13 protein-coding genes are annotated in these 14675 nt (G+C 60.2%); 4 read left to right on the forward strand and 9 right to left on the reverse strand.

The features are described from left to right. The first annotated feature begins 5 nt into the window (after positions 1 to 5). The 3 genes from AC2FD8_RS03395 (at position 6) to AC2FD8_RS03405 (ending at position 3709) form a co-directional block, all read left to right on the forward strand. Positions 6 to 578, forward strand: coding sequence for a lipid-binding SYLF domain-containing protein (locus AC2FD8_RS03395; protein WP_170700517.1), 573 nt, complete (start codon positions 6 to 8; stop codon positions 576 to 578). 163 nt (positions 579 to 741) lie between these two features. After that, a complete protein-coding gene (locus tag AC2FD8_RS03400; RefSeq protein WP_496854038.1) occupies positions 742 to 3204 on the forward strand; it encodes a penicillin acylase family protein in 2463 nt (820 codons plus the stop codon). A gap of 109 nt (positions 3205 to 3313) precedes the next feature. Beyond that, positions 3314 to 3709 (forward strand): nuclear transport factor 2 family protein, encoded by a 396-nt coding sequence (locus tag AC2FD8_RS03405; protein WP_496854039.1) that lies wholly within the window; start codon positions 3314 to 3316, stop codon positions 3707 to 3709. Position 3710: 1 nt separating this feature from the next. On the opposite strand, the gene AC2FD8_RS03410 is transcribed toward AC2FD8_RS03405, so the two are convergent. The 5 genes from AC2FD8_RS03410 to trkA form a co-directional block, all read right to left on the reverse strand. Next, a complete protein-coding gene (locus tag AC2FD8_RS03410) occupies positions 3711 to 4019 on the reverse strand; it encodes a putative quinol monooxygenase (protein WP_496854040.1) in 309 nt (102 codons plus the stop codon). A 10-nt stretch (positions 4020 to 4029) separates the two neighbouring features. Continuing rightward, positions 4030 to 5301 carry a GTPase HflX gene (hflX, locus tag AC2FD8_RS03415; protein WP_496854041.1) on the reverse strand — a complete coding sequence of 424 codons (1272 nt, stop codon included), beginning with the start codon at positions 5299 to 5301 and terminating at the stop codon, positions 4030 to 4032. After that, positions 5301 to 5540: an RNA chaperone Hfq gene (gene hfq, locus AC2FD8_RS03420; RefSeq protein WP_005982826.1), complete on the reverse strand. Its 240-nt coding sequence runs from the start codon at positions 5538 to 5540 to the stop codon at positions 5301 to 5303. Before hfq ends, hflX begins: the two co-directional genes overlap by 1 nt. 130 nt (positions 5541 to 5670) lie before the next feature. After that, the gene (locus AC2FD8_RS03425; RefSeq protein WP_496854042.1) at positions 5671 to 7209 is read right to left on the reverse strand and encodes a potassium transporter TrkG; all 1539 of its coding nucleotides are present in this window, start codon (positions 7207 to 7209) and stop codon (positions 5671 to 5673) included. Then, a complete protein-coding gene (gene trkA, locus AC2FD8_RS03430) occupies positions 7209 to 8585 on the reverse strand; it encodes a Trk system potassium transporter TrkA (RefSeq protein WP_496854043.1) in 1377 nt (458 codons plus the stop codon). The genes AC2FD8_RS03425 and trkA overlap by 1 nt, the downstream gene beginning before the upstream one ends. Before the next feature lie 96 nt (positions 8586 to 8681). Here trkA and AC2FD8_RS03435 point away from each other — a divergent pair, with 96 nt between their 5' ends. Beyond that, positions 8682 to 9161: a hypothetical protein gene (locus AC2FD8_RS03435; protein WP_496854044.1), complete on the forward strand. Its 480-nt coding sequence runs from the start codon at positions 8682 to 8684 to the stop codon at positions 9159 to 9161. Here the strand turns inward: AC2FD8_RS03435 and AC2FD8_RS03440 are convergent. The 4 genes from AC2FD8_RS03440 to AC2FD8_RS03455 are packed head-to-tail and all read right to left on the reverse strand — an operon-like array spanning position 9149 to position 14656. Beyond that, positions 9149 to 10309 (reverse strand): MFS transporter, encoded by a 1161-nt coding sequence (locus AC2FD8_RS03440; RefSeq protein WP_496854045.1) that lies wholly within the window; start codon positions 10307 to 10309, stop codon positions 9149 to 9151. The two genes, AC2FD8_RS03435 and AC2FD8_RS03440, sit on opposite strands and share 13 nt — an antisense overlap. A 43-nt stretch (positions 10310 to 10352) precedes the next feature. Next, on the reverse strand, positions 10353 to 10943 hold the full coding sequence (locus AC2FD8_RS03445; RefSeq protein WP_496854046.1) for a helix-turn-helix domain-containing protein: 591 nt from the start codon (positions 10941 to 10943) through the stop codon (positions 10353 to 10355). 18 nt (positions 10944 to 10961) lie between these two features. Then, on the reverse strand, positions 10962 to 12371 hold the full coding sequence (ntrX, locus tag AC2FD8_RS03450) for a nitrogen assimilation response regulator NtrX (RefSeq protein WP_496854047.1): 1410 nt from the start codon (positions 12369 to 12371) through the stop codon (positions 10962 to 10964). Beyond that, positions 12368 to 14656, reverse strand: coding sequence for a sensor histidine kinase NtrY-like (locus AC2FD8_RS03455; RefSeq protein WP_496854048.1), 2289 nt, complete (start codon positions 14654 to 14656; stop codon positions 12368 to 12370). Before AC2FD8_RS03455 ends, ntrX begins: the two co-directional genes overlap by 4 nt. Between the last annotated feature and the right edge of the window lie 19 nt (positions 14657 to 14675).

Here is a 14675-nt window from a genome sequence, read left to right on the forward strand (position 1 = left end):
AAACCATGAGCAGTTCCACCCTTCCCCGACTGAACCGTCGCGGCTTTGCCTTGGGCATGGCAGGTCTGACCCTGACCGCAGCCTGCGGCAATGGCGTCGGCAACTCGAACGCGGCCACCCTCGACGCCCGCGTAGACGCGACACTGACCGAGATGTATGCCCGCTATCCCAACACGGTCGAGATCGCAGAAAAAGCCAACGGTATGCTGGTCATGCCCCTGATCACCGAGGCCGGATTTGTGTTCGGCGGCGGTTATGGTCAGGGCGCGCTGCGCATCAATGGGGCCACGGTTGACTACTACTCGGCCGTCAAGGGCACCGCTGGCCTTCAGATTGGCGCGCAGCAATACGCGCATGTACTGTTCTTCATGACCGAGGACGCGTTGAACGATTTCCGCCGCTCCAGCGGTTGGACGGCCGGTGCCGATATCGGCTATGTGGTCAGTGATCAGGGCGACCAGTTGTCGACCGACACGACCACCCTGCTGAGCCCGGTCTTGGCAGCCATCTTTGGCCAGGCGGGCCTGCAGATCGGCGCAACCGTCGAAGGCATCAAATATACCCGCATCATCCCCTGATTTCATACTACCACTCCCCCCGGCTGACAGACCTCGTCCCCTCTAGGGGCGAGGTCTTTTTCATTGCCACCTCACAGCAGGTTTCCGCAGTGTTCCTCTTTCGGTCGGGGCGGCCTTGAAGTAACCTCTCGCTACGTGAAGAACGAATACAAGTGGGACGTCCATGGCTCTTGTCTTTCGCTGGTTGATACGTATCGCCACGGGTCTTGTCCTGCTGGTTCTTGCCGCCATCGGACTGGTCTATTTTCTGGCCAGCCAATCGCTGCCCGAATACGATCAAACCCTTGAGGTTCAGGGCGTCACTGCCCCGGTTGAGATCATTCGCGATACAGCGAACGTGCCCCATATCCTTGGTGAAACCGACCCGGATGTGTTCTTTGGCCTGGGCTATGCACATGCACAGGATCGTTTGTGGCAGATGACCGTCATGCGCCGCACCGCCCAGGGCCGCCTGTCCGAGGTTTTTGGCGCGCGCACCGTTGCCGTCGACAAACTGCTGCGTCGGCTTGACCTCTATGGCCTGGCCCATCGCTCGGTCGAGGCGCAGGACGACTATACCAAGGCCGCACTGCGCGCTTACTCCGCAGGTGTCAACGCCCGCCTCACACAGATCAACGAAGAGGCTTTGGGCCGCGGCGCGCCCGAGATGTTTCTGTTCAACGCACCCGTCTCGCCCTGGCAACCCGGTGACAGCCTGGCCGTGATCAAACTGATGGGGTTACAGCTGTCGGGTCACCTGAAGGATGAGGTTCTGCGCGCCCGCACCTCACTGATGCTGAACGATCCAGTGCGGCTGGTCGACATTCTGCCGGATGTGCCCGGTTCTGGTATCGCTGCCCTGCCCGAATATGCCGAGCTGTTTCCCGGCCTGCCGCGCTATGCCGCTGGGACGCCGATGCCGGATACGCCGCTTTCGCCATTCCCCAAACGTGGTCTTGCTGGTGCGTCAAACGCATGGGTTGCCGCGCCGTCCCGCTCGGCCAGTGGCGGCACCCTGTTGGCCAACGACCCACATCTGGGGTTCACCGCGCCCGGTGTTTGGTATCTCGCGCATCTAGACCTTGCCAAGGGCGGCGTGATCGGTGCAACGATCCCCGGCGTCCCCGCTGTGATGAGCGGCCGCAGCGATCGTTTGGGCTGGGGCCTGACCTCCTCCTATCTGGACGATCAGGACCTGCATATCGAGCAGCTCAACCCTGACAATCCTCAGGAATACCTGACCCCGAACGGGTTCAAGGAATTCCAGAGCCGCCCTTCGATCATCGAAATCAAGGACGAAGCCCCCATCACACTGACCCTGCGCTGGACGGAAAACGGCCCGGTTCTGCCCGGCAGCCACTATGATCTGGAAACGATCACGCCACCGGGACATGTCGCGTCTTTGTCCTGGACCGCACTTAGCCCGAATGACACGTCGATGAGCGCTTCAATGGCCCTGATGAACGCCGATACCGTGCGCGAAGCCATTGACATCGCAGAGAAGTTCATAGCGCCGTCGCAGAACCTGTCATTGGTCGACACCGAAACGATTGGCCTAAAACTGATCGGAGCAATCCCTAAGCGTGACCGCCTGAACCAAAGCAAAGGGCGCATCCCAACCCCCGGCTGGATTGCCGAAAACCGGTGGCAAGGCCGCATGCCCTACGCCACAAACCCCGAGTTCACCGCGCCTGCCGGTGGTCTGCTGGGCAATACCAACAACAAGATTATCGACCGTCCATTTCCCAACCATGTCTCATTCGAATGGGGCGACACCCAACGCGTTCATCGCTGGGAACGGCTGATGCAATCGCGCGAGGTCCATACCCGCGACAGCTTTATCGAAGCACAACTGGACACCGTCAGTTTCACCGCGCGCTCGCTATTGCCGCTGATCGGAGCGGATTTGTGGTTCACCGGTGCCTCGGCCCCCGACGGGACCCCCGAGCGCCAGCGCCAGATCGCCCTGTCTCAGTTGGCCGACTGGAACGGCGAGATGAACGAACATCTGCCCGAACCCTTGATCTATGCCGCGTGGCTGCGTGCCTTGCAGATCCGCCTGATCGGGGATGAACTCGGCCCGCTGGCCAGTGAGTTCAAACATGTGGAGCCTTTATTCATTGAACGGGTTTACCGCGACATTGATGGCGCATCGGTTTGGTGTGACGTGCGCCAAAGCGCCCCGGTCGAGACCTGCTCGGACATGGCAGAACTGGCGTTGGACGACGCGTTGATCTGGATCGCCGAGACCTATGGAACAGCGCTTGAATCCCTGCGCTGGGGCGATGCCCATCAGGCGACCCATGATCATCCGGTTCTTGGGAACGTTCCGGTCCTGCGCTACTTCGTCAACATCCGCCAATCGACCAGCGGAGGCGACAACACACTGCTGCGCGGTCGGACCTCGGGCGAAGGCCCTGACCCTTTCCTGAACGTGCATGGCGCTGGCTATCGCGGCGTCTATGATTTCGCCGATCCCGACAGTTCCGTCTTTATCACCGCGACCGGACAGTCCGGGCATTTCCTGTCTCGTTACTATGACGATCAGGCGCAGCTGTGGCGGCGCGGAGAATACATCCCGATGTCCCTCGACCTTGATCTGGCCCGAGCCGCCTCGGTGGGTGTCACCACGCTCACCCCGCAATAATCCGCCCATTCGGCGACTCCCCGCCCCGATTACCGGGGCATCGTGGCAAGTCTTTCCAACTTGGCCTAGAATCACCGATCAGGTGATGTAGGACCAGTTGGGGGCAATCATGGCAAGCATTCGGGATATCCTGAACAATCTGGCGCGCGACTATGCCATCGCCTGGAGTTCGACCGACGCAAGCGCGGTTGCCAGTTTCTATGCGCCCGACGGGCGAATCGTCATCAACCAGGGCGACCCCTTCGAAGGACGTGCCGCCATCACAGACATGGTACGTGGTTTTCACGCCGAGCTGTCCAATCTCGAAGTGCGGTGCGACATGTTCCGCTGGGCCGGATCACACGCGATCTTTGTGAAAACGATGGAGGGCAACCATTCCGAAAGCGGCAATTTCGTTGTGGTTCGCGGATGGGAGGAATGGGACCTGACACCCGAATACAAGGTCCAGTCGTCCTTGGGTTGGTTCGATCAGGCCGACTATGAACGGCAGATTGGCAGAGCGTAGATCAACCCTGATCTTCCCCTGCGCCTTCAATCACATAGTGCCGTGCGAAGCCCTGCGTGATCCGAAACCAGTCCGACGCGCGCGTTCGGGTCTGATGAGCTTCAAAAGCGGTCTGGTCGGCAAACACCTCGGAGACAAGGAACCGCCCCGGACATCCCTGATCCTCTTCGACGACAAAGCTAATACAGCCCGGCTCGGCTCGCGTTAACGCCACGTGTTGCGGAAGCGCGTCGCGCGCCTCCTGCACATGATCATCGGGGACATCGAGACAGCCGTTCAGGCGCACATATGTGTTGGATGCCTCAGACATGCTGCCCCTCCTATAGAGCGGCAAACTGCGCCGCCTGTTTGTCGGTCCAAAGTACCGTGATCTCAAACCCGTCTTCTGTCTGCTCTTCGGATCGAACCACATCCTGCCGGAACAGCCACGCGCGCTTGTTCCCTTCGGCGAAGCTCAGTGAGAGAACGGTTTCACGCCGGACCCCCTGCAGTTTTGTCGCGATATCAGCCAGCAGAGGTGCGATCCCATCCCCGGTCACGGCCGAGATCGCAAAGATCGACGGATCGCGGTCGGCGCGTGCCAGCATCGCGTCGCGTTCTTCGGCGTCCAGCAGATCGGTCTTGTTCCAAACCTCCAGCATGGGCCGTTCGTCATCAACACCCAATGTGGTGAGAATGGCCAGAACGTCATCTGCCTGCGCTTGCGACTCGTCATGGCTGATGTCGCGCACATGCACGATCAGGTCCGCGCCCAGAACTTCCTCAAGCGTTGCCCGGAATGCCGCGACCAGTTCGGTCGGAAGGTTCGAGATGAAACCCACCGTGTCCGACAGGATCACCTCGGGACCGTCTGGCAGAACAACCCGGCGCATGGTCGGATCCAGCGTGGCAAACAGCATGTCCTTGGCCATCACCTCGGCCCCGGTCAGGCGATTGAACAGGGTGGATTTGCCCGCGTTGGTGTAGCCCACAAGCGCCACGATCGGATACGGCACCTTGGCCCGCGCGGCCCGGTGCAGCGTGCGGGTCTTGACCACCTTTTGCAGTTGTCGACGCAAGCGCACCAGTTGTTCATCAATAGCGCGGCGGTCGGCCTCGATCTGAGTTTCACCGGGGCCGCCAACAAAGCCCAACCCGCCCCGCTGGCGTTCCAGGTGGGTCCAAGCCCGGACAAGCCGCGTGCGCTGATAGCTGAGCGCGGCCATCTCGACCTGCAACACACCTTCGCGGGTACGCGCGCGGTCGCTGAAAATCTCAAGGATCAAACCCGTCCGGTCGAGGATTTTGACCTTCCACGCTTTCTCAAGGTTGCGTTGCTGAACCGGCGTCACGGGGCCGTCGATAAGAACCAGTTCGACCTCGCTATCGTGCAGGCGTTCGGCCAGTTCGTCGATCTTGCCGCTGCCGAACAAAAGGCCCGGCTGGGCGCGCGGCAGGCGCACGATCTCGGACCCGATCACATCCAGATCGGGTAATGCGGCGGCCAGTGCAACCGCCTCTTCCAGCGCAGGTCCGGGGACGCGGCGCTGTTCATCTGATTTGATTTCAGGATGCAGCACCCAAGCCCGGGTGCGCGCCCTTTCATGTTCCATCAAGAGGCGTCTTCGCCCTCATACAGGTTGATCGGCTGCGATGGCATGATGGTTGAAATCGCGTGTTTGTAGACCAACTGCGACTGTCCGTCGCGGCGCAACAATACGCAGAAATTGTCGAACCAAGTGATCACACCCTGCAATTTCACGCCATTGATCAGGAAAATCGTGACCGGGACTTTTGCTTTCCGTACATTGTTCAGGAACGCGTCCTGCAGATTCTGTCTGTCAGAAGCCATATTTTATTATCTCGCCATTGTTCTTGCTACGCGCTGCGGACCAACGCGCTCCCTCTGGCAGAGTATGGAGTGACGCGCACAGATATTCCAGACGAAAAATCAGGCAGTAACATCGGGCGGTTGCAATGCTTCAATCCCGCCACAGGGTCGGCGTGATCAGCGCGATGATGGCCAGCGTCTCAAGCCGACCGATCACCATCGCGGCGCAGAGCGTCAGTTTGGCCCCGCCCGGCAGGTCGACCAAGCGGATCGGGACATCCGTCGCCAGTTCGATCAGCGGCCCGGTTGTGCTGAGGGCAGCAACGCTCAGCACCATGGCCTGTTCGAACCCCGATCCCATAAGGGCCAGCAGCAGGTTGAACAGGGCCAAGGTCAGCGCGAACATCATCAGAAAGATCCACGCGATGAAAGCTCCGTCGCTTTGAATGCGGCGGTTGCCGCCACCGGTACCACTGACCGAAGATGGGTGGATCAGCCGGTCGATCTCACGCGCGCCATTGAGGTAGAGCGCGAAGACCCGCAGCAATTTTACCCCGCCCGCTGTGGTCGCAACACCGCCGCCCACCAGCGCCAGCCCCAGCAAAACCAGCCCCGGTGTCCCCAGACCCGAAAGCTGCTGGGCATCGTTCCAGTTGGCGCTCTCGAATCCAGCTGTAGTCAGGAAAGACAGGCCCGTGAACAGCATGCCCCAGATCACATTCAGAACCTGCAGGGGCTGCAATTGGCCGCCAATTTCTGTCACGCCCACCCAAACGCGGAAGAACAGCAACACCGCGACCGCCAGCACAATGAACAGCCCGATCCGGAACTCGGGATCCTTGTCCAGCCGGGCAAAGCCGCTGGCCGCCGTGTCGGTAGAAAACGTCAGGCGCGACAGGGCAAAAAGCAGGAACAGAAACAGGATCATCTCGCCAGTGATGCCAGCCTGCGCGCCCTCCAGCCCGCCAACGGGCGAGATGCCCGAGGTCGCCATGACCGACATCGCATGGCATATCGCGGTCAGGCCCTGCTCTCCGGCGATCAGCAGCAGGATGCAGACCACGACGGTCAGGCCCGCATAAATCGGCGTCAGGGTGCGGGTCACGCGCAGCAGGCGGCCGCGTGGATCGACCTGCTCGCTCTGTGCCACGCCCGAAACCGGGCGACCGGGTTGCCCACGCGCTGTGACCTCGAACCCACCCAGCGACAGCGGTGCGAGGATCGCGGCGGCGGCGATCCACATCAGCAGACCACCCATCCACCCCACCAAAGCCCGCCACAGATGCAATGGCGCGCTGAGGCGGTTTGGATCGGGAAACAGATCGGCGCCTGTCGTGGTCAGGGCGCTGACCATGTCGAAATAGGCGTTCAGAAAAGTGGTATTGCCAAGCGCGTCGTGAAACGGGATGGCCAGAAAGACCGGCAGGATGGTGAAACAGCCCAATAGCACCGCCAATTGCCCCAGCGTCCCCCGTCGCGGCACCCGGTTCGAGGCCGCCACCGCAATCGCGGACACCAGAAACAGCCCCAGCAGACCGGAATAGAGAAAAGACCGCGAGGTCTCGTGATCATCCAGCACTAGCGCATAACCCGCGGGCAGCCACATCGACAGCGCCGAAATCGCCCAGATCAGCAGAAACAGCGGCAAGCGCCGCAAAACTCCAAACCGTACTGAGACCACACGCGCCATCAGAAGAAATCAATCGAGACCTGCAGCAGCCGTTCGACCTCGGGGACGTCCTTGGACATGGCAAAGATCGCCAGAACGTCCTTTTCGTCAATCCGCAGACTGCCCGTCGGGCGCAACAGCTCATCGCCTTTGCGCACGGCTCCGACCAGAACGCCTTCGGGGAAGTCGATATCGCGCAGTTTCTGCCCGGCCATGGGCGAGGTCGAAAGCACCTCGGCCTCGATCACCTCGGCCTCGGCGTCGCCGATAGAATAGACCTGACGCACGCGCCCATGCCGGATATGGCGCAGAATCGAACTGACCGTGGTGGCGCGCGGATTGATATAGGCGTCAATGCCCAGCGGGCCCATCAACGCGACCATGCTGGGATCGTTGATCAGCGCAATCGCAAGCGCGCAGCCTTCAGCCTTGGCGCGCACGGCTGCCAGCATGTTGGTGCGATCATCATCGGTGACAGCCAGCATCGCATCGGCACGGTCAATCCCCGCCTCGTTCAACAGCGCCGAATCCAGCCCGTCGCCATGCAGAACAATAGTCCGCTCCAGCGCCTCGGCGGCTTTTTCGGCGCATTGCCGGTCCCGCTCGACAATCTTGGCGCGTACGCGGCTTTCGCGATCTTCCAGCGCTCGCGCGACCTCAAGCCCGACATTGCCACCACCGACAATCACCACACGTTCCTGCCGCTTTTGCGCTTTGCCGAACACCTCCATCGTGCGGTCGACATCTTTCACGCTGGTGAAGACATAACATTCATCGCCCACGAACAGCTGATCTTCGGTTTCAGGCGCAAACAGGCTGCCCTCGCGCCGGACCCCGACAACGATAGAGCTGAGGGTCGAGAACAAATCGGTCAACTGCCGCAAAGGCGTGTTCACGATCGGGCAATCTTCGTCAATCCGGATGCCCAGCAACTGCGCCTTGCCGTTCATGAACATCTCGGTGTCAAAGGCCGACGGGGCCGACAGGCGGCGCATGGCGGCGGCGGCGACTTCACGTTCGGGGCTGATCACCACGTCGATGGGCAGGTGATCGCGGCGATAAAGGTCCGAGTGGATCGCCTGAAGATAGGATTGCGACCGCAAACGCGCGATCTTGCGCTGGATGGCGAAAACCGAATGGGCCATCTGGCAGGTGACCATGTTCACCTCGTCCGAGTGAGTCGCGGCGATGATCATATCGGCGTCGCGCGCCCCTGCCCGTTCCAGCACGTCCGGATAGCTGGCAAACCCTGCGATCCCCTGCACGTCCAGTGTTTCCGTGGCGCGACGCACCAGATCGGGATTGTTGTCCACCACCGTGACGTCGTTCAACTCGCCCGATAGGTGCCGTGCAATCTGCCAGCCAACCTGACCCGCACCGCAAATGATGACCTTCATGTTTCTGGTCCCTCTGCCTGAAATCTTTGAATGACAGATGGTCCTGAGAGGGTCAATTGAATTGTCATTCCCGAGATTTTCGGGCAGAATAAGCATATGAAAACACTCATTCACCTGCTTGTTCCAGTGATGCTGCTGACTGCTTGCGGTCCGCTTTCCATATACTATCGCGAAGGGGAAAGCGTGTCGAAGATGCAGGAACAAACCACGCAATGTAGGGTTCAGGCGCTTGAACAAGCACCGGTTGCCAACCAGGTCCGTCAGGGTCCGCCGACCTATTGGCCGGGCCGCACCTATTGCGACGGAAGCGGACGGTGCTATCGCAGTGGTGGCTGGTGGGAGCCGGGGCGCATTTACACGGTCGACGTCAACCAACCCCTGCGCAACACGGTTGAGGCACAGTGCATGGCGCAGAAAGGCTTTCGCCCTGTCAGCCTGCCACCCTGCAAATCCGGGGTGAAATCCCGAGTACCGGCGACCCGTACGACGACCCTACCGCCGCTGAGTACGGAATCCTGCTTCGTCAAGTTCGATGACGGGTCATTTCAGATCATCACACCCGGTCAAGCGGGCTGACGGGCCGCTCGTTTCCGCGCCAATGCGACATGCGCAAGGATCGCGGCCGCGTAGATTCCGATCACTGTGATCAACATACCGGTCTCCCCCGTCCGCCCAAGTACGGCCAATAAGACGGGCGTTCCCAACAGGTTCCCCGCATTGCCCATCTGCGCCATGGCGCCGTAGCTGAGGGCTTGCGTCTCGGGCGTTTGGTTCAGGATCGGCACGGCGGCAAAGCTACCCCCTTGCACCAGGCCCAGCACCGCAAACAGAAATATACAAACAAGTTCGAGCGGCACGCCAAGAAACACCCCGGCGATAGCAAACATTCCAAGCGCAAATCCCAGATTGACGACCGCAACGCAGGACATGCGGGACAATAGTATTGGGACCGCGACCCAGCTTAGTACAATGCCTGCCAAGGGCATGAGACCCGCAACAGTCGCGGCATGCCCCTCGGGCAACCGCCCCGGCAATATGGCCAGCAACGAGACGAAGGTTAAGGTGTAGAAGAACCACCCTATGGCCGGGGCCGACACAAAGGGCGACCGGTAAGTGAGTAGATGCACGTCAAAAAGTTCGCTCCAACGCCAAGGGGCAACGTCCTGAGAAGGTTGAACCTTTAATCCACAAAGCAGGATCAGACCCGCGATGGCAATCATCAGGCCGCCATGCAAAGCGAAGAAAAAAGGCAGCCCGAAATGCGCGACGACCGGCAGGCCGATCCAGGCGTTCAACGCGAAGGCGACGCCGAAGAATGTGCTCCATAACACCATCGAGATATTGCGTGCCTTGCCGCTGGTGATCTGCGCGATCAGCGTGGGCGCGGCGACCACGATGGCAAGATGCGAGAGACCCTCGACAAACCGGGTGGCCAGCATGGTGTAAAATCCGGGCAAACTCGCTTGAAAGATCGACAGCGCGCCACCCAGACACAAACCGCCAATCAGCAGTTTCAACGCACCGACGCGCCCTACCATGGCACCAGACACCGCACCCAGAACCGCGCCCAGCAGGCTGATGATCGACAACAGCCACCCCATGCTCTCGACATGGCTGGGGTAAAGCAAAACAAGTTCGGGAAATGGCACAGCAATCTTGGCAAATTGCGTTGCCGCGCCCAGACCGGCCAGCCAGAGGAGAAGAACCTGAAATGCTTGCATCATAGGGCGCTTTTACAGCGCCTGTTCAGCCCAAGGAACGCATAAATTATGCGCCCGCTTTCGTCCCGCTGACCAGACGAACCGGCGTGCCGTCAGACAGGTAGAGGCGTTCCCATATGATTTCCCCGGCACTGATCCGAATACGGTCGTGAATCACCTCGGAGGTCTGGAAGGCCTTGGGCGCGGGCGTGTGCATGTCCCACCATCCTTCGGCCTCCAACTCGGCCTCGGCCTTCTGGATTTCTTCGGTCGCAAACTGCCAGAGCGACACGCCCAAAAGCGCGTTCTGGCTGGTTTTCCAGTCCCTTGCCCGACTGGCGGAATAGGCAAGGCATTTGTGGCTGGTCTCTTCGACCAGATGAAGACAGTCAGAGGAATTCATCACCAAGCGACGCAACGCGCTGTCATCGGATCGCTTTGGGCCAAGCCTGGCAAAGACCGCTTGCTGCATGTCCCAAGGCGGCGTCTGCCCGCCTCTCTCCCAACGTGAGATGGTGGCCTGATCCACCTCCAGCAGCTCGGCCAGATGGGCCTGTTTGTACCCGACGGACCGGCGCAACCGTTTCAGACGTTTGCCGAAACCGGGATAGCCCCGGGTCTCAAACCGCTTGCCCGTGGATGGCACGCCCATGCCCATCGTGACCCTCCCGACAGATTACTCCGCCGGTTCCGGCTCATCAATTTGTGCGACGCGCGCACCCGATTTGTTCGAAGTCACAACGCCCAGCGATTTCAGCTTGCGGTGCAGCGCGCTGCGCTCCATCCCGACAAAGCTGGCCGTGCGGCTGATATTGCCACCGAACCGGTTGATCTGGGTCAGCAGATACTCCCGCTCAAACGCTTCACGCGCCTCGCGCAGTGGCAGAGTGGCCAGCGCACCGGACAGGACGACACGACCCGAATCCTCGGCCTTGTCTTCATCGCTCGGCAGCTCGCGCGCCTCGATCGGGCCTGTGCCATCGCCGAGGATCAGGACACGCTCGATCAGGTTCTTCAACTGACGGACGTTGCCGGGCCATGTCATGGTCTGCAGCAACGCCACCGCTTCTTCAGACAGTTCCCGAACCGGCAAGCCCTGAGTTTCATTGCACATTTCGATGAAATGCTGCGCCAAAACCGGAATATCCTCGCGACGATCCTCCAGCGAGGGGACATCAATCGGGACAACGTTCAGGCGGTGATAGAGTTCCTCACGGAACCGCTCGGCCACAATCTCATCATCGAGGTTCTTATTGGTCGAGGAAATAACGCGCAGATCGACCCGCACCTTGTCCGAGCCGCCAACGCGCTGGAATTGCTGATCAACCAGAACCCGCAGGATCTTGGATTGAGTGCCCAAGGGCATATCAGCCACTTCGTCGAAATAGATCACGCCGCCATGCGCTTCTTCCAGCAGGCCCGGCTCCACACCGCGCTCGCTGCTTTCGCGCCCGAACAGAACCTCTTCTACTCGCTCCGGTTCGATCCCGGCGCAGTTGACCGTCACGAAGGGTGCGTTGGCCCGGTTGGAATGCGCGTGGATGTACCGCGCCGCGATTTCCTTGCCCGACCCGGCTGGACCGCTCAGCATCACGCGGCCGTTGGACTTGGTGACCTTGTCCAACTGGCCCTGCATTGTCCTGAACGAAGCCGACTTGCCGATCATATCCGAGCAGCTGACTTCTTTGCGCTTGAGCGAGGCGTTTTCGCGGCGCAGGCGTGAGGTTTCCATCGCGCGGCGGATCACGACCATCAACTGGTCGATGTTGAAGGGCTTTTCGATAAAGTCATACGCGCCCTGTTTGATGGCTGCGACGGCGATCTCGATATTGCCGTGACCCGAAATGATCACCACCGGCACATCCGGGTTGTCGCGTTTGACTGCTTTCAGAATATCAATCCCGTCCATGCGGCTGTCTTTCAGCCAGATATCCAGGATCAACAGCCCCGGCGGTTCGGCATTGATCGACGACATGCACTCGTCCGAGTTCGCCGCCAGCCGGGTTGAATAGCCTTCGTCCTCCAGAATATCGGACACCAGTTCGCGAATATCGCGTTCGTCATCTACGATCAGAATGTCGCTCATCTTTGGCCTGCTTTCACTATGTTGGTTTTAATCGCCTGCTTCTGTGGCGCTGAATTGGATGGGAGGTTCGCCCCCGGCAAACGGATCACGGCCATTGCGCCGAAATGGTCCTGTCCGTCAAAGGTGGGCGCGTCTTCTAGCGTCAGCGCTCCGCCGTGTTCTTCGATGATCTTCTTGACGATCGGCAGGCCCAGCCCGGTCCCTTCGTCGCGTGTGGTTACATAAGGTTCAAACAACCGCGCACGGTCTTCCGGCAATCCGATCCCATTGTCCGCAATGGTGATGATTGTCCCCGCTTCGTCGCCAGAGACCGCCACTTTGATTTGCGGTTTCAGGTTTTCCGGCGCGCCCTTTTCCTTCAGTGTTTCAATGGCTTCCCCGGCATTCTTGATCAGGTTAGTAAACGCCTGATTCAGCATGGTCGCGTCCACATCTACCGGGATCGGTTGGTCCGGAAGATCCGCATCAATCTGCACCTCGGGTTGACCAGCCTGCTGCAACAGAACCGCCTCGCGCACCAGCGCAACAACATCTTCTTCGCGCCGTTCAGGCTCGGGCATGCGCGCGAATTTCGAGAACTCGTCCACGATCCGGCGCAAGTCATTGGTTTGACGCACGATCACGTCAGTCATGGAGACGAGGATATCGCAATCCTCTTCATCCAGCTTGCGCGAGAACTTCCGCTTGATCCGCTCAGCACTCAGCTGGATCGGGGTCAGAGGGTTCTTGATCTCATGGGCAATGCGCCGGGCGACATCGCCCCACGCGGCCATACGCTGCGCGCTGACCAGATCGGTGACGTCATCAAAGGCCACAACATAGCCCTCAAGCCCGCCGTCTTCGCCCCGCCGCGTGGCCATCCGCACCAACAGGTTCTCTAGCTGGCCTTTGCGGGTGACCTTGATCTCACCTTGCACCGCCTCTTGGCCACTATCTTTCAGGCTTTCGAACAAAGGCAGGAATTCGGGTACCGCGATGCCGATGGCCAGATGCTCCTCACCCCGGGACCAATCCAGTAGCCGTTCGGCCGAGCGGTTGACAAAGGTCACACACCCGTCCGGGTCAACACCCACTACGCCCGAGGTCACCGAACTCAGCACCGAGTCGAACAGGCGGCGACGGCTTTCGATCTGCTGGGTGTTTTCAAGCAGCGTGTCCCGCTGACCTTTCAACTGCCGGGTCATCTGGTTGAAATACCGACCGAGCATGGCGATTTCATCATCGCTGGCCTCTTCGATCACCTGCACGCTCAGGTCGCCCGCACCGACCCTCTGCGCCGCTGTGGTCAGACGCCCCACGGGCCGCGAAAGGCGTTCCGCGAACCACATCCCCAGCGACATCGCCGCAAGGATCAGGATCAGCGCAAAACCCAGATACAGAAGACCGAACTCGAACAGCACCCGCCCGCGTTCGCTTTCAAGCTGCTGATAGAACTGCGCGGTTTCCTTGGTGTCATCCAGCAACGTCAGCAACTGCCCGTCGACCTCACGACTGACATAGAGGTAGCGGTCCAGATACGCCTGCAAGGGCACCAGAGCGCGGAATTCGTTGTTCTGCCAATCTGCGATGACCAGAAGGCCGTTTTCGGTGGCTTCCGCCATCTGCGCAGGGGTCGGTGCTTCGTAGTTAAACAGGTAAGAGCGATCACCGCGCGACCGGATTTCACCATCGCCGTCAATCACATATGCCTCGCGCAGGCCACGCTGAATCTGCGCCTGTCCCTGCGCCAGAACTTCGCGCAACTCGGCATCCGAGATGTAGAAATCGCGCACGCGCGCATTGTCGAGGAAAAGCGCCAGAACGGTGGCGTCTTGTGTCAGGCCCTGCCGATGCTCTTGCTCATATGCCTCGGCCGCCGTCAGTGATGATCCGACAACCTGCCGAACCCGGTCCGAGAACCACCCCTCAAGGCCAATATTCACCGTCAGCCCGGCGAAAATCGCGACCGTTACGGTGGGCACAAGCGCCAACAGAGTAAACGCACCGATCAGACGCAAATGCAGGCGAGAGCCCGCCGATTTCGCCCGTCGCGCCGCGATCAGGCTGCCCAATTGCCCTAGCACTAGGGCCGCGACAACCAGCACGTAAACGAGGTCAGCCAGCAGAATCAGGCGCAGCGTCGGGGCCGTTGCGTCCAGATCGAACGGACCAATGACAAGATATGTCGCAAGCGCCAAGACCGGTCCCAGAAGAACCAGCCCGAAGGTGCTGAAATTGCGCAGTTTCCGGGATCTGCGCCATCGGTTAACCGATGGGAGAATCCCGCTCTGTGCCCGGGTTGCCACCGTCTGCCCTCATCCTGAT

This window comes from Ruegeria sp. YTSC192, from assembly GCF_059609705.1.